The following is a 17,254-nucleotide window of genomic DNA, read 5'->3' as shown; positions in this document are numbered from 1 at the left end:
ACGGGCGCTGACCCAGCTTTCGCCACGCGAGAGCAATGTGTGCACCGTGGCGAACTGATCTGTCAGGGCGATGCACCAGGAACATTCGTCCCACGCAGGGGCACGAAGATCCCCTGAAACTTCGTGCATTCCTGGTGGGAAGCGGACCGGCTGCTTTTGGATCGGTAGAGGCACATAGCAGACATTCGCTCGTGCGGAGTCTCTAACGGCTGAGCGTCCGTCCAGGCACGAGACTTTGCAGACTGATGGCCGTTTCTGGAACTCTGCTCTGGGAGGCCACCGCGCAGCCTGCGGGATTGAAACGGGCCGAGCGCTGACTTCCTTGCGGGGTCCGGCAATGCGCCTTGCTCGTGCAGCCAACGAGCCCGTCCAACGTTCAGCTGTGAGCATCCCCTTAAAGGTATGATTTTGCACCTTTCATCCGTCCCAAGGCCGGACCTCAATCCGCGCGCTTTGCTCCAGCAGGTAGCTCCTTATCGGAAGCCCCGCCCGGGGCGCAGTCTGACCGAACTCGCGATCACGGCATTGCCGTTCGTGCTGCTCTGGACCGCGACCTGGGCCATCCTCAGTGCCGGGTACACGGCAGGTTTGCTGCTGACCATACCGGCTGGCGGCTTTCTGCTCAGGCTCTTCCTGATCCAGCATGATTGTGGGCATGGTGCTTTTTTCTCGCGCCAGAAGAGCAATGACTGGCTCGGCCGGGTCTTGGGGGTGCTGACGCTAACGCCCTACGATTATTGGCGGCGTTCGCATGCCTTGCATCACGCAAGTACCGGCAATCTGGACCAGCGCGGCGTTGGTGACATCGATACGCTGACAGTCTCAGAATACAGGGCGCTCGGTAGGATGGGCCGCTGTCATTACCGTCTTTATCGCCACCCGGTCGTTCTTTTCGGCCTCGGCCCGGCCTACCTGTTTTTGCTTCGGCATCGGCTTCCGATTGGGATGATGAAGAATGGCTGGAGGCCGTGGCTGAGCACTCTTGGCACGAACACCAGCATCGCCTTGGTCGGCGGCGTGCTCATTTGGCTTATGGGCCTCAAGTTCTTCCTGCTGGTGCACATCCCGATCACGCTGGTGGCGGCCTCGCTCGGCGTTTGGTTTTTCTACGTGCAGCATCAGTTTGAGCAGACGCACTGGGAGCGCAGTCCCAAGTGGGCATTCCACGAGGCGGCGCTCTACGGCAGTTCGCACTACGCCTTGCCACCGCTACTGCGCTGGTTCAGCGCCAATATCGGCGTTCATCATGTTCACCACCTCGCCAGCCGCATCCCCTACTATCGGCTGCCCGAAGTTCTGCGGGACATTCCGGCGCTTGCTGCGGTCAGCCGGGTCAGTGTTCGGGAGAGCTTTGGCGCCGTACGGCTGGTGCTCTGGGACGAGCAGAAGCGGCGCCTTGTTTCTATCAAAGAGGCGCTAAGGACCTAGAACCTTCCCGACCGTCAAGTGCGCATGCCCGTGTCATCAAGCAAGCTGAGGACGACTGTCGCTGGCTTTCGCGGCGGCGACGAATGTATGTTGTTGGTGGAAAGCGGAACGGCAGCTTCGGGGCGCTGAGATCGTGTCAGCAGCCCTTCGTCAACGCTTAGCTGATCGGCAGCTTCGCGCCTCAAGATCGGTCTCTGGGCGGCCGGAGTGGGTAGCCCGAACGCAGCCGTCGAAGGTCGAGTGTCTCTCGTTCCACTTACTTGAGAAGGTATTGCTCTTGTTCGATTTGCTGGGGGGCGCCTTACTCCTCACTTAGGTATGGAGTGGATGTAGCGGCTTTCCTTGACCCGATGCCGCGCTATGTTGCGGAATGGATTGGGCCTACGACGATTTCGGTTTGCATAATCCGCTCTCTAACCTCCCAAGCGGGCGGTTAGATCGCGCGATGACGCTACGCAACGGGTTGGTTTCGCTCTGCGAAGGTCGCACTAACTTCAACGATGCGGTCTATCGTTTGCTTCGCGCGGAACTCCTGAACGACCAGAGCATAGCCGACCTTGTGCCGCAGTTCGTTCGAACCGCTCAAGACACCGGCGCGATGTGGGCTTTTTTGAAGGATCATAGCCCACAGTGGGCACCCCGCCGCCAGTTCGTGCGGGATCAGTTCAGTGCATTGATCGACAGGCTTGAAGGGGTTGCAACACCTGCCGTTTCGACGGCGGTCCATCCCGTCGAACGGCCTTCGGTCGAGCGACGGGAGAAGCCGATGTACAACCTATTTGTGTCTGGCAACGCCGAAGCGTGGCAGGGGGAGCCTTGGACCATCGAGGCGTCCCGTTGTGTCAACGAGTACACCGATGAAGCAATCATTGGGGAGTTCGGCTCATTGGACGCAGCCGCGATTGAAGCCTTGCAGAAGCTCCCGTGCATTTTCGCCTATGAGGCATCGAGCGAACAAAACCCTAAGTTCGGTGTCATCCGTGATGTTGTGAAGCGGCAGGGGCAAGTTCGGGTCGAATACGACCTTATCGCGGTTGATCCCTTCCTCACCCATGAAAACATAAACGACATGCTCTTTGAACTCGACATCGGAAAATGGGAGATGAACCGAACCCATTGGGCGGTGAAGGATGCTAATCTACCGAAAGAACTACACAAACGCGGTATAACGCTGCCAAATTGGACCCGCAGCGTATCCAAGGCTGTAGACATTTCCACACACAACTTCGACGTTGCATTGTCCTTTCCAGGTGAAGTCCGGCCATTGGTAGAGGAAGTTGCAGGACACCTCGAACGGCTTATCGGCCCCAATGCATACTTCTACGACAACAACTACACGTCTCAATTAGCCCGGCCCTCGCTGGACACGTTCTTGCAGGATATATACCGCAATCGCGCGAAGTTAATCGTCGTGTTTCTAAGCGCCGACTACCAGCGCAAAAACTGGTGCGGTATCGAATTTCGTGCGATCCGCGACATCATCGCGGAGCGTGACAATGCCCGTATCATGTTCGTTCGCACTGACGATAGCGCAGTAGAAGGCGTGTTTGCGACAGACGGATACGTCGACGCGCGGCGTCATGATGCGGCGACACTCGCGAGGTACGTTCAAGAGCGTGTGAACCTGCTGTAGCGTTTAGAACGGCACCTCGTCATCGTCATCGTATATGACGCTCGGCACGTCTGCAGGCGCTTCGGCTTCCCGGCTGATGTTCTCTACGATGCAGCGCGCGCGCTGATAGAGTTCGTCAAATGTGACGATTTCCGGCGATCGCATGTGGCGGCGATAAAGTTCGAAGCACGCCACCTTATCATCGTTGCCTCGAAGTTCCGCCATATCACCTATGACTAAGAAGCTGCGGGGTTCGACAGCATAGGCAGTTGCGCCCGTGTCGTTGCCCTGTGCGTCCTTAAGAGCGTCACGAAAGTGATCGCGAGAAAACTCGAACGTCGTTTTTTGCGCTTGCGTGACAGCAGCCGAGAGTTCGTCCGATAGCGCCCAGCATCCCGAGCGATACGCATCCCTCTTAAGTAGGTCCGTCGAAGCCTTCTTAATCTCGATCAAAACGTATTGGCTTATCGCCGCTCGTGTTCGCATGAGCGCATCGGCCGTCTTGCCTGGCCGATCGAAAGTGCTTCCGGTGGTTCGCACTTCAAGCTTCGGCCCGACTTTGTCGAGGAAGACATAGTTCAGCCCATGCCCGAATATCCACGGGTGTCGCTCGAAGAAGTTTTGCCACGCCCGTTCGCTCGGGCTTTCGGCCAACAAGCGCTTGAACTCGGCAACGGCCTCTCGTTTTGTGGCAACTGCGTAAATGTCGCGGTGCAGATCCGGCGACTCGGCCAGTTCCTTGATGATTGCCGATCCCTTTGTGCTGCCTAGCAACGCCCGGATCACGTCGAAGTTGATGTTGTCGAGGGATAGCTTAGTCTTCTTCGCATCACTCAGATCAAGGTGCGATAAGACGGACAAGAACTCGATCATGTGCGCCGTCTGGAAGCTGTTCACCTGAATATGGCCGTCTTCTTGCCAACCGAACCGCTTGTGGAATTTGAGCTTTGTGATTTTCAGCGAATTGAAGTCAGACTTGTCGCGAACGTAGAATGCTCGAACCGCCAGCTTGCACCGGGATGTTACGTCAACCTCGCCTAGCAGTGCCTCACTTTCCCCAACGATGGTCGCATATGCCCCCTGCGAAGCCGGACGCGTGTAGAGTTGGTTCGGCTTATAATTCGCAAGGTTATCAGCGTCATCGGACATTCGCTTCGCTCCCGAACGCCTATTAACAGACTTAGCGGTCGATGTCCGAGCGTATGCGTCCGGCCGATCGTTCGTCTGCCTCATCTGTCACCGGTTTAGCGGCCGCTGCGCCGACTGTCGAAGCATGGCCGACCGCCTGCGGCCGACCCATTTGTGGTCGCAGCATTGCGCTTCAACAGACGTCCGCTTTCGGGTGACTGCAAGGTCTGCGTGGACGTCCGGATGTGGGTCTTTGCTGACGCAAGTGCTCGCTGGACAGCCGTTCAATGCGACTGCGGTCAACTTCCGATCTGCCGTTCTGGCTGCAGACACGTCACCGACACGCCGCAAGCGTCGGCGCTGATTGTCGTGCCAGCTTGGGCGTCGCCAATGCTAAGCAAGGCGACGCCCATCCGGACTAGGCCACCCGCGTCTGCGGACGGCTCATGTACCACCCAAGCACTTCATCCTCGATCCAGACCGGATATTTGGGGCTGAAGTAGCGCGGCTTGGGGAAGTCCGGCCGTCGGGAGTAACGCCACGCGGTAGCCACGCTAACGCGTCCGATGGCTGCGACGCCTTTCGTGGTGATAAACTTCGGCAACTTGTTCATCCGACACTCCATCGTTTCAGATGAACTCAGTTTCCTGTCTTCCGCGTTTGTCAGAAACAGGGGAGAATGATTTTCACTTGCGAGGATGCTCAGACAACAGCGGCGGAGCGTTCCACGACTGCCCTGATCACGTGTGACGAAGGCGTTTCCAGATACTCACAGGCGCCGATCTGGGAGCAGATATTCTTCAGTTCAGAGAACACATAGCGGACGAACCTGACGAAGGGTGCTGGGGCATGCCCAGTCGTTCCTGACCCTTCTCTAGCCTTCGCGTCCTTGCCAATCGCCTGTTTATAGATTGCCGCAAGATCTTCGATGAAGGCGTCCCGGTCTGCATCCGTCCGATTGCCGGTCTGCATTTCTAGCGCCTTCTTGCCTTCGGCCCGCATTATCTCGGCATATGTTCTATATCGGTCGAGGAAGTCATCGGCATGGTCGGCCAATCGTCGGCAATTCCGCAAGCCGTGCCTCAGGGTGACGCCGTGGAGGAACCCGCCTTCGGGCGATGGCAGAAGATCTTCCGCACTGAGAACCTCTGCGTTCAGGCTGGCAGCAAGCTCGATGAGAGCCCGGTTTCGCACGGGATCTATCGCCCCGGTTTCCCGGTGATGGCGTTGCAGCTGATCAGCCAGGGTATCGGCAGCGACGGCTATCTGCTTGGCGCCGTCCCGTACCTGCCTGATCAGCCCCACGAACGACCGGTCTTCGGACACATCCGTCTTCATCTCGAAGGCGAAGAGGTATGCAAGGCAAGCGTACGCAAGTGTCTGCCGGCCTTCTACGGCGATCCAACTTACGACATCGGCAGGCAAGCGCGGGCGATTGGCCTTGGCCTCAGATGGTCTCCTCGAATTATGTAACCCTTCCTCAAAAGCCTTCGTGGCGAAGTCCTGTGAAAAGATGATTGCGGCAGCCTCTGGATCAACACTGCGCTTCCGCAGCTCATAGTTGCTTGTCACGTTCTTCCTGTATCGGTGTTTTGCCCACCGATGCTCATGCCGGAGAACCGTTAACCATCTACTTCGGTGCGGCCCGCGTGAGTTCGATGTAGCGGTCATGCTGCAGCCTGTAGTTCTTTGCAGCTGCGAGGATATCATCGTCGATCAAGCCCCGGCGACGGAGAGCAATCTCTGCTACGGCGAGGATAGCATTCTGTCCGATGATCTCGTCAGTCGCGTGCGAGCGCCGATTAATCGCGTAGTGAAACTGCTTCGGTGCCTCCTGCGCTAAGCGCTTCAGTTCCTCGAGACCCTGGGTGATCGGCAGGCTCTTGAAGAAGGCTTGGTTCGCGACCTCCAGGATGCGCTTAGCCATCAGGGCGCAAGCCATAAAGTGACCGGTATCCGGAGTGCGGATAACCGAGCTCAACCGCTCGCGCCGGCTCAGCCGGACCGCCTGAATTCCGCTCTGCAAACGTGCCAAGTGGATCTTCTGCTGCGTCAATGCGGCGATTTCAGCCGGGTAAGCTTCAGAGCCGTCCTGATTATTGCAGACGACGACGACCTCGCCCAGTGCTCCGAACCGACGTTCAAGGCGCTCAACGAAGTTGGAGGTCGGTGCGTTGGTGGAAACGACCGCGCAGATGATGATGCGGGCGCCGCGGTCGGCAAGCATCCGCCAAGCAGTCTCGAGGAATGCCATGACCGGCAGATCCGAGCTGTCGATGCCAGCACCGAGATCGAAGATCATCGCGTCAGTGTCGGCGGAGTGCCGGGCCACCCAGTGCGGTGCCGCCAGCACCGACGTGCTCCACTCCACCTTCAAGACGTTCGCCGTGCCTACCCGGCGAACGAGGCCCCGGTTGCCATCATCCACGTCGATGAGCGTGGTGCGATGACCACTGAGGGTGTGAGTGGCTTCGAGGCATTCCGCAAATTCGGTCTTGCCCGCTCCACCCTTGACCGTCGTGATCGCGTAAACGGTCAGGGGCAGCTTCGAGCTGGTTTCCTTTGCGCAAATAGTGCTTGCCGGAGCCTGAGGATCATTCACCATCGTCGACCCACCGAGCGTTTCCCTTGAACAGGTTGGACTGAGCGGTCTCGGGCTTGTCGACCTCGCCGCCGCGATCCGCCACGTTCACTTCGGCTTTCGAAGACGTGTCGTCGTCCTGGGGCGGATCTTCCTGCTGCGTTTCCGCGCCCTTGGCACTGGATCGATCGGGACTGTCGATCTCATCCGCCTTGCGCTGACGGGAGCCCGCCTTCACCGGCGGGGCAACCCCCCGCTCGTTGCAGATGCGGGTAAACGCGCTCTCGACAGCATCGACCTTGATCGGCGCGCCATCCTCAAGGGCGAGCGCGATAGGCTTCCAAGCCATGCCGCGCTGTCTGGCAGCATAGATGGCCTCGAAGCGATCATCGACCTTACCTGCGACGGATGTAAGATCGCGCTTCTTGTGGACAGGCGCAGCCAACAACTCGTCAGCCTTCTTACGCCACTTACAGCTAATCGTCATCGTCACCTCCAGGTGTCCGAAGTAACGCCTGGCACGCACTACATGAAGTGGTCGGAGGCAAATGACGATATCTGCAATCATCTGATATCCAATGATTGCATCTGCAATACTTTTGTATTGACCTGGTGCTCTCTGGATGTTCCGGGCACTACATGCATAACGCCAGTGGTATCTCCGACATGAAGCCGGCAAAGCGCTGGGTCGCACCGGTTTTTTGGCTGAGTGGCGCTGAGGTGTCTCCGCGACGAGCCGCACGTTGGAGATGATGACGTCGGACTTCGGTTGGAATGTCGAAGGCCCAGGAGGCCCGTGCGGGCTACCGCCGGCGCAGCTTCTAGAGACGCGGGAATGTTGGCTTCTCGAAGCCTCAGTTGATCCACATGGATCGGTCAAGGTCTCGGTCGCTGGGGACCCCGATTGGTGTGCAGCTGCTGGCTACCGGCCATCTGCGTGTCGGCACAATCAGTGGATGGCGGGCCGGACATCGTCCGGGAGCCTGACCCGAACTTGTCGCCAATGCATCTGCGCCCAAAGCGCCAGGTTTGCTTCGCTTGCTGTTGCCCATCGGTGGGTGGTTTCGAAGCCTCTTGGGCTCCCTCTCGATTGCTCCCCAAGCCCGACGAACGCAGGTATTCCTGCCCGTGAGCTGTCGTTCTTGATGTCGCCACCTTCGCGGGCTTCGCAGCACGCGGGTGGCACGTCGGAAGAGGGTGAATGCGGGCATCGGTGCCGGATTGCCGGTCGGCTTGCTGCCGCCGCCGGACGCGGAACAACGATCGTCAAGCCTGACCCCTCAAAGAGGCCCAATCGTCATCACAGCTGCGGGCCGAGCGACAGGCTTGAACTCACTTTGAGTGTCGCTACCGCGCCGGTTTTCTGCAGGCCGGCTGCCGCTCCGCTCGCCGGAAAAAGCACGAGGAAAAAGCGAGCAGGATGGGCCGCGTATACGGCCGTGATGCTCGGCGGAGAACCTTCTCGCATTGGAGAGAGTAGTTGAATAAGAATTCTGAGGACGACAGCGCCGGCATGGTGGAGGTTACCTTCCGCCTGCCGCGGGATGAAGCAGGCGAACTGGATCGGGCTGCGGAGGCCAGTCTGATGAACAGGTCCGAGTACATTCGCTTCCTCCTGCGGGGCAGGCCAGTCGTTTCCGACGTCGGGCTCGCGGCGCTCCGCCGCTTGATCCAGATTCATGGTCTTGTTCAGGCAAGAGAGGAATGCGGCGAGCTCAACGCGACGCTCCGCGAGTTGATCCCGGTCCTCGCCAAAGCCGTTCGGCACAGGCTTGTCTGATGATTGGCAAGATCATCAAGATGAACCGGCATCGGCGCCCCTCGACCGAGCAGCGGGTCGCAAGGTTGCAGAGTTCGGTCCTAGCGTTGACCCGCTACGTCGTCGATGCCGATCCGCACGCCCTCGCCGCATGGGCAGCTGAGGAGGTCTTGTCGATAACCGACTACGCGCTCGCGGTCCGGCATGCTGGCATCGAGCCGGGTGAGAAAGTCGAGGCGTCTGGCACTCGCAACTTGCTTGGTCGCGGCCTTGCCGAGTGGCAGGCCGAAATGCTGTCGACAGCGGCCGGCGCAACGACCGTCAAGAACCACGTCGTTCATATCATCCTGAGCCTTCACGAAGGCGAAACGTGGTCGCCGCAGCAGCGCGAAGAAGCGATCACGATCATGTTGGGCATTCTCCGTCTCGAACGATGCCAGACAATCTGGGCCGAGCACTCCAACACCAGGAACCCGCATCTTCACCTGGCGGTCCTGCGTGTCGATCCTACGACAGGTTCAGCCGCAGGAACCGACTGGCTGATCGACGATCTGCATCAGGGACTTGCTCTCATCGAGGAGAGGCAGGATCGGATCCGCGAACCTAACGCCCTTTACCGCGCTGAAGAGGGTGCCATCTTAGACGTAGAGACTGGCGCCCTCGTCCGCGACGCTGATGGGACGTTTGTTTCCAAGTGGTGGGAGGCCACCGGCAAGAAGCGGACGCGTTTGCCTTCCCTTATTCGGGACGCGCGCGGAGCCCTCGTCCAGGCGGCAGCAGAGGCGTCCAGCTGGGCGGACTTGCACGAGCGCTTAAAGGCCCTTGACGCAACGTATGACAAGGCCGGAAGCGGTGCTCGGATCGCCGTCGAGACGCAATCAGCCAAGGCTTCCGAAGTCCACTCCAGCCTTTCGCGTCCGGAGCTGGAGAAGCGGCTCGGACTCTTCGAACGCGACCTGACCCGGCTGAATACAGGCTTTGAAGCCTACAGGGTCAGCGTGCAGGACCAGCTCGATCACCTTCGCCAGAAGCGCGATGAGGAAGTCGATGCCGTTGATGCATGGGTAAAGGCGCGTGTCGCCGAGATGCCTGGCGACAAGCGGAAGATGCTGGCGCCGCTGGTGCAGCAGGAAGGGGCCGCCGCGACCAAGGCCATTCAGAAGGCATTCGCCGAGGCCATCAGCCGGTGCACGCGTCAGCGCATGAACGAGGATCAGTGGGGGCAGTCCGGTAAGGCTACCGTGCTAACGCCAGTCAGCTCCCCATCCTTGATCCTTTCGCCACTAGGAAGTGAAGAGTTCAGCACGGAGCGGGTGAATCGAGCCGGACAAGAAGCTCACCGTTACCACACCGATTATCTCGATCGCGATGGTCGCACGCTCTTCAGCGACCACCGTGCCTTCATCATCGTCCATGCAGCCGAAGAGGTTGCTGCGATCGATGAGGCCCTTGCGCTTGCGGCGGAACGGTGGGGAACGTTGCGGCTGACCGGGCCAGCTGCCTTCATCACCTTGGCGGCACAGCGCGCCGAAGCTCTCGGCATCGCGGTCATCTTTGATGCTGAGGCTCCTGCGCCCCAGTCTCCGACAACGCAGGTCGACGCCAGGTCGAAGTCCACCGGCGAAGTAGAGGTCGTGGCCATGCCCGCACCGCGCCAAAGATCGCCCGAAGAGATAAAGGCGCTGCGGGTCCGACGTGCTCTTCGGACGTTGGATGACCTACCCAATCTGAGCGTGTGCCGACGGGCAGAGGCAAGTGATACTCATCTGACCGGAAGGACGGGGCCCTTCCAGATTGTAGCCAATCGCCACGATCCTCGGCTGGAGGAGGTCACCATCCTCGACCTCGAACCACTCGTGCAGGAGTATCTGCAGCACCGCCACCATAAGAGGATCGAGGACTGGGCCTTGCAGCTTGAACGTCGTTGTGACGGGCCGCTGCCATATAGCGAAGCTGAGATCCTGGCCATCTTGTCGCCGGTCGGCAACGATCGAGCGCTAGCCGAAGTCGCCTTCCGGGATGCCGAGTTTCTGGAGATGACTAGGCGGGTCCGAGAGAAGCTGAAGGACCGACCTTTGAAGAAGAAGCTGGAGGCTCCTTCCCTGGCGAACTCACGCGAAGACGATCTCTCCTACGAGGAGGTCAGAAGATTGCAGGAGCAGCTGAAGGAGTTTGCTGCTCGAGGGCGGTAGCGGGCTTCAAGGCCGCTTCATTGCCGTCAGGCGGCGTAGCGGCCGTTGCCGAGGCGGCGGGCCATGCCGACGCTGGCGAGGGCGTCGAGAACCGGTCGGACGGTTGCGGCCCGCTTACCTCGGAAGGCTCGGGCGACGTCCTGCGGCGCGAGGGGTGCCGGCGAGGAGGCGAGGATCGACTGGACCGCGCGAACCTGCTCAGGAAGGGTGCCGGGCCACCGGATGACATTGTCGGGCAGCGCCAATGCGACCTCACCAAGGTCGAGGGTGCCGGCGACCGGGGCCTGGTAGTCGGGCGCCTGATACTCAGGGCGAAGCCAGCGGATCAGCCCGCGCGCTTCCTCAGCCGCCCGTTCCTTGTTGAGAGCGACGAGGCGGGTGAGGATCTCCTCGTCCGGCAGGTCGGCCGGCCAGCCGTAGGCCTCGGCGACCAGCGCATCGATGGCATCGTGGTCCTGGCGGATGAGCGTGACTAGCCCCCGATCGTGGATGTCCCGCTCCTTGACGTCAAGCGCCCGCCCGTCCCGCAGCGCCTCTAGCACGTTGTACAGCTTGGTAAGGGTGAGCAGGTTGCCGAGTGCGTGGCCGTTCTGCGGGCTCGGCCGGATGCTATAAACGACGACATACAGAAGATCATTGCGCTAGCGCCGCCGCCTTCGGACGGCATGAAGGTGGACGGGAGCCGCGCGGAGGGCGGCTCCAATGAGTCCGGAGGAGAGGGTGATTGAACCGGAAGAGATGAAAATCTGAAGGTTCGATCGACGTCACCAACGCCTCTCAAGTGAGACTGAATACATGAAGACTTCACCCGTCGCGTCCCTCGGCTTCGAGCTGGACCCCATTCCCGAGCCACCAGTGCAGATTCGCCGCCTGATGCTGGCGCTCGGGACCATCCTTGACGGTTATATCGAGCAAGATCCCCAGTACTGGCATCCTGCTTTGCTACACTCGATGGTGGTGCCCGGAGCCGATATCGTTCTTGCCGGAACCCGCTGCCGTCGTCCGCTCGTCTGCCGCGAGGTCGGGCAAATCGCTCGCGCGGTGGATCGCAACGCCATCATCGTCCGCTCCGCCGACGAGCCCAAGCATGCGACCTTCGACGTCCTGCTTCGTCATTTGGAGCGGCCGTTCCTCGGCTATCGCCTGTGGATGCGGCAGCCGCTCGGCAGCGCCTGGCTGGTGCCAACGGGAGCTGAGCGCACCTTCATCCGTCTCGACGGCCTCGGCCTCGAGCTTTCGCTCCAAGCCCCCTTCGACGATGAGATCGATGCCTATCGCGGTCTGAAGGCCGGCGCCGAGTATCTCTCGATCGCCGTCAAGGGATGGTTCTGATGTCCGGCAAAAAGAAGTCGTCGGCGCTGGAGAGCGCCTCGGTCGCGGCTTTGATCACGCGGCCGCTCAAGGCCTTCTACCACAACCAGCCGGATGATCCGGTCTCCACGACCAGGTTCTACTGGTCGAAGGGTGAAGGCCTCCGCGAGAGCATCGTTCCCCACTTCCAGGCCAAGTGTCAGCCGGGGAGCAAGGGGGCCGACGGGGACAAAGCTGCAGCGGTGGAGGTGCTGCTGCGCGGCGACGTCCCGCAGGACTATGCCGATCCGCTGTTCCTGGCTGAAAGCTACATGTCGAAGCTCCCGGCGGACGAGACTGCGGCCTTCGCACAGGTAACCCTGCAATTCCCGAATGCTACGAACCTGCACAGTCCTTGGCAGCAGGCCCGCGCCTGGCTGTGGGAGCACTATGTGGAGCGGGTTGGCGTCCCGGTGCTGGCCGTCTTACATGCGCCTTTCCTTAACGGCAGCGACAACTCGGTGCACGTCCATGGGCTGGTACTGATGAAGCGGGCGACGTGCTTCGGCTGGCTCGGCATTCACCGCGACCTCGCCGGCGACGCTGGGCTCGCCGCGGCCGAAACTAGCTGGCGCGACTGGATGAGTCGGTAAGCTCTGTTGGGGTCGGCATCTTGATGTCGGCCCCCCCCCGTACTTGCGTCCGCTAAGCGCCCTTCCCAGACGCTCGGAACCGGCTGATAGCATCCGATAATCAGACCCTCATTCAGCCGGGGACAGGCCGCCGTCGGGCTCTGCGGCTGGACCTCTGTGCGGACTTAAGGTCAGGGGGCGAAAGGACTAACGGGATGAAAGACATTCTGAACCGGAGTGACCGGCTGGTTGCCGTGCTCGACATTGAGGCTTCGGCATTGGGAACGGGAAGCTATCCCCTCGAAGTCGGGGTGGCGCTGATTCGCGGCCCCACCAAAATTATCGGAGTCGGTGCCTCGCTGATCCGACCCACGGAGGCATGGCTTCGAGACGGATTGTGGTCGAACGGATCCGCAGCGGTCCACGGTATCCCTCTAAAGCTTGCCGCAAGGGAAGGTCGCGAGGTGGAGCAGGTTTGCGACTGGCTCAATGCCCTGCTGGGGTCGAGAGCAATCGTCGCGAGTGACGCCCCACGCTATGATCAGGATTGGCTGGACACCTTATTTAGGGCAGCAGGCCGTGAACAACAATTCACCCTCTACAACTTCGAAATCCTCACCGCCAATTTCGATTCAGACCAGCATCGGCAGCTCGCCCACCTCCTCAGTCGCGTCCCTGTCCCTCATCGAGCGGGCCCCGATGCCTTGAGGCTCGCATCGAGTCTGATGGAAGCGCACTTGGGCTATCCGCCGAGATCCGAGCCTCTCGAGCCCATGGCTGATTTCCAGAGCAGCGACGGCAGCTCTTAAGACTGATATATCGATGCCCCGCTTATGTCTGCTTTCGACCCACTTCGGACATCTAGGGGGGCGCTCTGCCTTCAAGCCATGGCGGATATTCAGGCCACCATCATGTAGCTTTCTTCATCGTGGATCCAACCGTGAAGAAGGGTGCGCAGATATTGAGACTCCAAGCCGCTATTCTATGCGCGGGCGCGCTGGTGACCTCCTGCGGTCGCGCTCAGGGCGGACCTTCCACGGAGACCATCTTCTCTGGCCGCAACATTTACTCCCCGTCGATCGTCTTCGATGCGCCAGCGGGCAAATACAAGATGTGGTATGGAGGATGGCAGACGCAGTCGGACTATCCTCACGATAAGATCTATTATCGCGAGTCAAAGGACGCGAGCATTTGGAGCGCTCCGACGACGGTGCTCGCGCCGGACCAGCTCCCGATTGCCAATTCACACGTGAACGATCCCACGGTCGTCATGCAGACAAACGCAAAAACCAAGACCGTGCAGTACACCATGTTCTACACGGTGTGCGTCAACCCCTGCACCAAAAACGCGAATAATCAGATCTGGTCATCGGTCTCGAGCGACGGCTTGACGTGGAAATTCAACAAACCTCTCATCCTTCATAGTGGAGCCGCAGTTCCGTCCGTTGTCCTTTTAAAGGGTAGCGACCCGGCAATCTGGCGCGTCTACTTCTCGAGGACGAGCGAAGCCAACGATGCACCTAAACGCATTTATGCTGTTGATGTAAACGGAGATCGCGACCCTGTCGGAGCGGAGCAAGCCGTCTTCACGCATAAGGGGGCGGGAGTGATCGCCAATCCAGAGGTACGGCAGGTCGGGTGGTCCTGGCACCTCTTGTTCAATGTCTATCACAAGCAAGCGGGTGCGAAGCGAGACACGGGCGACATATATCTGGTCTCATCCGACAGCCCGATCCGCTTCTCCTCGGCATCGGCACGGCCGTTGGTCGAAAATGATCCCGGGCACGCCTTGTGTGCGAGCGTCGCCCCAGCGCTCCTCACCATCGGCAACAAGCTCCTTCTGCAATTCGGGCAGGCGAATTATCAGCGAAACGGCGTGTGTGACTTCTCGGTGTTTCACTCGCTTAGGCAGGTCCGCGCCGATACTGCCTGGCTCGAGAAGGGTTATCTCAGAACTTCAGAACCATGATCTGATTAGCGAAGAGGCTCGCTTCATTGCTTCAATTCAGCTTGCCAGTCAGCGAGCAATATACACAATCATAAAGCAAGCCTGATAATTGAGACCCTGCTGCGAGGAAGCAGGCACGTTGGACTAGAAGCGTCGGTAATGCCCAAACGTAGGAGAGTGAAGATGTTAGGGCGGCAAGCGGGTGATCGGCATCTCGGGCTCGAGCAGTCCTCGTCGAGCGCTTCCCCTAGGTCTGCCGCGTTCGATACCACGGCGGGTGTGTTGGCAGGATTGAATGCGAGTACGCATTATCTTGCCTGCTGAAGCATTGAGACTCAGAACGGAAATCCGTCCTTCATAGCCGCAAAATCCGCTTTCCACCCTTACCGGATTATCGGCTTCCAACCCATCGCGGACGTTAGGATTAGGCTTGGTGTTCGCCTTCGCGGAGCCATTCGTTTGCTGCCTCTAAAGCTCGGTCGAGGGTCGAAGAGAGTTCAGCGATAGTCGTTGGGAAGTCTTTCCTCCTGCTAAGCCGCGATAGTCCCCGTTGTAGCTGCCCGACCCGAACCACTGTCCGCTCATTCTCGGGGGCATCAACGGAAACCTGTATCCGGTCTTTCCGCTCCGGGTTGAGGTAGAAGGTCCTAACGTCAGTATCTTGATACTCGGAATACCAACGGATGCTGCGCTTCACCGCCCAGTCTGAAAGGGTCGGGTCAATGGCTTCATACTGGCCCACGGCAGGGCTGTATCTCGAGCGATCCGCAGTCGTAAATCGGCTTTCTCGATGTCTGCTTTCGACCCTAATCAGACATTGCTTGAACAATCCAAACTAGCGCGAGGCAGACGCCAACGGCGCTGCGAGGAGTGGGCCAAGGTATCGGCCGGTGTTGCCGCTGATGTGATGGCTGTCGAAATAGAGCGGACGACCATTGATCGTGGTCGGGCAAAGATCCTCTGGGCAGATGATCTCACCGATATCGACCACCTTAGCTCCACTCGTGCTGATCAAATCTAAAAATGTGGCAGGGGGCACTTTGCGGGCAAAGTGTTTGTCGAAACCACCGGTCCACCGCAGCTGCTGCGTCAAGTTCGAGGGTAGATCCCGGTCTGCGCTGCCTGGACCGACGATTACTACTACCTTTTTCCCCGAGCGAACCAACATTTGGACTGTCGTCTTAAACTTCTCCGAAAAGCCAGGCTGTTCGAGATATGATGGCCAATATGCAGCCAGAATAATTACTGGTGCGCGCTCGGTAGCTAAGCCGGCGTTCCGTTCCATGCACTCGTTCAGATCGCGCCCCTTGAGATTAGTGGGCGAGAACGCGAACACAGGAGGGCAAGCGTTGAACGCGATAATGCGCCCTGAACCACCTGCTCCAAGGCTCACAGCTTCCCCTAGTGCGCCGGCATGGCTGTCTCCCCACAGCGCGTAGCGAGGCGCACCATGCCCCACTACGCACGGTGTTTGCTCGCAGCGGATCGAGCTCCAAGGCTTATCAGTAGAGCCTTCTGCAAACTGTAGAGCCTCCGAGGAGTAACGGGACGGGAGGCCACTTAGGCTCACCGCCCCCAAAAGGCTGACTGCCATCAGCCCAGCCGCTGTAAGCTTGACCAGTCTTTCTGTCGGCATTGCGCGGCGCTCGCGGAAGGGACCTTCGATGAAACGCCAAGAGAGCACCGCAAGCACGAGTGATGCCAACAGCGCCACCATGCCCCAGGCTGGACCATCCAAGCCAGCCTGTCTGCTGAATAGCAATGCAGGCCAATGCCATAGGTAGAGAGAGTATGAGACGGGCCCGAGGCCGACGACCGGGCGGAGTGACAAAAGCCTGGCTGCCGATGAGTTACGTGCCGCTATGAAACTTGCCGCACCGAGAGTCGGAAGCAACGCGGCCCATCCCGGAAAACGCGTTGAGGCATCAAACAGGCTCGTTGCAGCCAGGATCGCGCCCAAGCCTGCCCATCCTATCCAAGGCGGCGCGGTGAGCCGTCCGCGAGCCAACATTGCGCCAATCAACAGCTCCCAACCACGCGTTGGCAGCAAGTAGAATGAAGCGGCGGGCATTCTGGGCGTGAGAACAACTGAGAGCGCGAGCGAAGCACAGAAAAGCGCAGCAAGGCCGACCGCGACACGGTTGGCCCGAGCAAAAAAGGCGAGAGCGAGTGGGAAGAAGATGTAAAACTGCTCTTCCACGCCAAGGGACCAAGTATGGAGTAGGAAGTGTTGGTCACCTGAGAAGTAATCGATGGTTCGCCAGAACCAGATATTCGACGCGAAGCTGAGAGTGGCGAAAGTGGACTGAGCCAGAGCGGTCAGTTCGTGCGGTACGAGCACCACGGCGCCGACGGCAAGGGTGGCCGTAAGTACGGTGAAAAGCGCTGGTATGATCCGGCGAGCTCGCCTTTCGTAGAACGCGAGGATCGAAAAGGAACCCTCCGAGATCTCTCGGGATATGATGCCGGTGATTAGATAGCCCGAGATTACGAAAAATACATCGACGCCAACAAAACCGCCCGCGAAGCCAGGAACTCTAGCATGGAAGAGGAGAACTGCACCAACTGCAACAGCGCGGAGGCCGTCGATGTGCGGCTCGTAGGCTTTGGTTTGCACGCTTCTCGCTACTTTTAGCGCAGATACATTTCAAGTTGCCAATGAAGCATCTGCGATGGTCAGCTGC

General features: G+C 59.5%; 15 protein-coding genes. 8 read left to right on the top strand and 7 right to left on the bottom strand.

The annotated features are described in order from the left end of the window. The first annotated feature begins 402 nt into the window (after positions 1-402). On the top strand, positions 403-1,428 hold the full coding sequence (locus V6R86_RS00395) for a fatty acid desaturase (RefSeq protein WP_338501110.1): 1,026 nt from the start codon (positions 403-405) through the stop codon (positions 1,426-1,428). Between the two features lie 370 nt (positions 1,429-1,798). After that, entirely contained in the window at positions 1,799-3,061 is a 1,263-nt protein-coding gene (locus V6R86_RS00390) for a TIR domain-containing protein (protein ID WP_338501109.1), read from the top strand. A 3-nt stretch (positions 3,062-3,064) separates the two neighbouring features. Here V6R86_RS00390 and V6R86_RS00385 read toward each other — a convergent pair whose 3' ends face one another. The 5 genes from V6R86_RS00385 to V6R86_RS00365 all read right to left on the bottom strand — a co-directional run bounded on the left by V6R86_RS00385 (position 3,065) and on the right by V6R86_RS00365 (position 7,317). After that, a complete protein-coding gene (locus V6R86_RS00385; RefSeq protein ID WP_338501108.1) occupies positions 3,065-4,189 on the bottom strand; it encodes a Shedu immune nuclease family protein in 1,125 nt (374 codons plus the stop codon). Positions 4,190-4,586: 397 nt separating this feature from the next. Next, complete coding sequence (locus tag V6R86_RS00380) at positions 4,587-4,781, bottom strand: hypothetical protein (RefSeq protein WP_338501107.1); 195 nt, start codon at positions 4,779-4,781, stop codon at positions 4,587-4,589. A gap of 89 nt (positions 4,782-4,870) precedes the next feature. Further along, positions 4,871-5,740 (bottom strand): hypothetical protein, encoded by an 870-nt coding sequence (locus V6R86_RS00375; protein ID WP_338501105.1) that lies wholly within the window; start codon positions 5,738-5,740, stop codon positions 4,871-4,873. A gap of 58 nt (positions 5,741-5,798) precedes the next feature. Further along, positions 5,799-6,773: a hypothetical protein gene (locus V6R86_RS00370; protein ID WP_338501104.1), complete on the bottom strand. Its 975-nt coding sequence runs from the start codon at positions 6,771-6,773 to the stop codon at positions 5,799-5,801. Then, positions 6,763-7,317, bottom strand: a complete 555-nt coding sequence (locus tag V6R86_RS00365) for a hypothetical protein (protein WP_338501103.1) — start codon at positions 7,315-7,317, stop codon at positions 6,763-6,765. The genes V6R86_RS00370 and V6R86_RS00365 overlap by 11 nt, the downstream gene beginning before the upstream one ends. 945 nt (positions 7,318-8,262) lie before the next feature. On the opposite strand from V6R86_RS00365, the gene V6R86_RS13830 reads away from it, so the two are divergent. Together V6R86_RS13830 and V6R86_RS00355 are read left to right on the top strand one after the other, a co-directional pair. Further along, the gene (locus V6R86_RS13830; RefSeq protein WP_425335969.1) at positions 8,263-8,529 is read left to right on the top strand and encodes a plasmid mobilization protein; all 267 of its coding nucleotides are present in this window, start codon (positions 8,263-8,265) and stop codon (positions 8,527-8,529) included. Further along, positions 8,529-10,700: a relaxase/mobilization nuclease domain-containing protein gene (locus V6R86_RS00355; protein WP_338501100.1), complete on the top strand. Its 2,172-nt coding sequence runs from the start codon at positions 8,529-8,531 to the stop codon at positions 10,698-10,700. Before V6R86_RS13830 ends, V6R86_RS00355 begins: the two co-directional genes overlap by 1 nt. 26 nt (positions 10,701-10,726) lie before the next feature. On the opposite strand, the gene V6R86_RS00350 is transcribed toward V6R86_RS00355, so the two are convergent. Then, positions 10,727-11,242, bottom strand: a complete 516-nt coding sequence (locus V6R86_RS00350) for a hypothetical protein (RefSeq protein WP_338501099.1) — start codon at positions 11,240-11,242, stop codon at positions 10,727-10,729. A 253-nt stretch (positions 11,243-11,495) separates the two neighbouring features. Here V6R86_RS00350 and V6R86_RS00345 point away from each other — a divergent pair, with 253 nt between their 5' ends. The 4 genes from V6R86_RS00345 (at position 11,496) to V6R86_RS00330 (ending at position 14,591) form a co-directional block, all read left to right on the top strand. Further along, positions 11,496-12,032: a hypothetical protein gene (locus tag V6R86_RS00345; protein ID WP_338501098.1), complete on the top strand. Its 537-nt coding sequence runs from the start codon at positions 11,496-11,498 to the stop codon at positions 12,030-12,032. Next, positions 12,032-12,643 (top strand): hypothetical protein, encoded by a 612-nt coding sequence (locus tag V6R86_RS00340; protein ID WP_338501097.1) that lies wholly within the window; start codon positions 12,032-12,034, stop codon positions 12,641-12,643. Before V6R86_RS00345 ends, V6R86_RS00340 begins: the two co-directional genes overlap by 1 nt. Positions 12,644-12,837: 194 nt before the next feature. Next, on the top strand, positions 12,838-13,431 hold the full coding sequence (locus V6R86_RS00335) for a hypothetical protein (protein ID WP_338501096.1): 594 nt from the start codon (positions 12,838-12,840) through the stop codon (positions 13,429-13,431). Between the two features lie 131 nt (positions 13,432-13,562). Beyond that, entirely contained in the window at positions 13,563-14,591 is a 1,029-nt protein-coding gene (locus tag V6R86_RS00330) for a hypothetical protein (protein WP_338501095.1), read from the top strand. 814 nt (positions 14,592-15,405) lie between these two features. Here V6R86_RS00330 and V6R86_RS00325 read toward each other — a convergent pair. Beyond that, entirely contained in the window at positions 15,406-17,187 is a 1,782-nt protein-coding gene (locus V6R86_RS00325; RefSeq protein WP_338501094.1) for an acyltransferase family protein, read from the bottom strand. Between the last annotated feature and the right edge of the window lie 67 nt (positions 17,188-17,254).

Source organism: Sphingomonas kaistensis (assembly GCF_036884275.1).
GTDB classification, from domain to species: Bacteria; Pseudomonadota; Alphaproteobacteria; order Sphingomonadales; family Sphingomonadaceae; genus Sphingomicrobium; species Sphingomicrobium kaistense_A.
This window is presented reverse-complemented; position numbering and strand designations above follow the sequence as displayed.

What these genes read in the sequence shown, in the direction of transcription:
- V6R86_RS00355 (WP_338501100.1), top strand. Translation starts at nt 8,529, where the DNA reads ATGATTGGCAAGATCATCAAGATGAACCGGCATCGGCGCCCCTCGACC.
- V6R86_RS00335 (WP_338501096.1), top strand. Translation starts at nt 12,838, where the DNA reads ATGAAAGACATTCTGAACCGGAGTGACCGGCTGGTTGCCGTGCTCGAC.
- V6R86_RS00370 (WP_338501104.1), bottom strand. Translation starts at nt 6,773, where the DNA reads ATGGTGAATGATCCTCAGGCTCCGGCAAGCACTATTTGCGCAAAGGAA.
- V6R86_RS00365 (WP_338501103.1), bottom strand. Translation starts at nt 7,317, where the DNA reads ATGATTGCAGATATCGTCATTTGCCTCCGACCACTTCATGTAGTGCGT.
- V6R86_RS00385 (WP_338501108.1), bottom strand. Translation starts at nt 4,189, where the DNA reads ATGTCCGATGACGCTGATAACCTTGCGAATTATAAGCCGAACCAACTC.
- V6R86_RS13830 (WP_425335969.1), top strand. Translation starts at nt 8,263, where the DNA reads ATGGTGGAGGTTACCTTCCGCCTGCCGCGGGATGAAGCAGGCGAACTG.
- V6R86_RS00340 (WP_338501097.1), top strand. Translation starts at nt 12,032, where the DNA reads ATGTCCGGCAAAAAGAAGTCGTCGGCGCTGGAGAGCGCCTCGGTCGCG.
- V6R86_RS00390 (WP_338501109.1), top strand. Translation starts at nt 1,799, where the DNA reads ATGGATTGGGCCTACGACGATTTCGGTTTGCATAATCCGCTCTCTAAC.
- V6R86_RS00380 (WP_338501107.1), bottom strand. Translation starts at nt 4,781, where the DNA reads ATGAACAAGTTGCCGAAGTTTATCACCACGAAAGGCGTCGCAGCCATC.
- V6R86_RS00395 (WP_338501110.1), top strand. Translation starts at nt 403, where the DNA reads ATGATTTTGCACCTTTCATCCGTCCCAAGGCCGGACCTCAATCCGCGC.
- V6R86_RS00345 (WP_338501098.1), top strand. Translation starts at nt 11,496, where the DNA reads ATGAAGACTTCACCCGTCGCGTCCCTCGGCTTCGAGCTGGACCCCATT.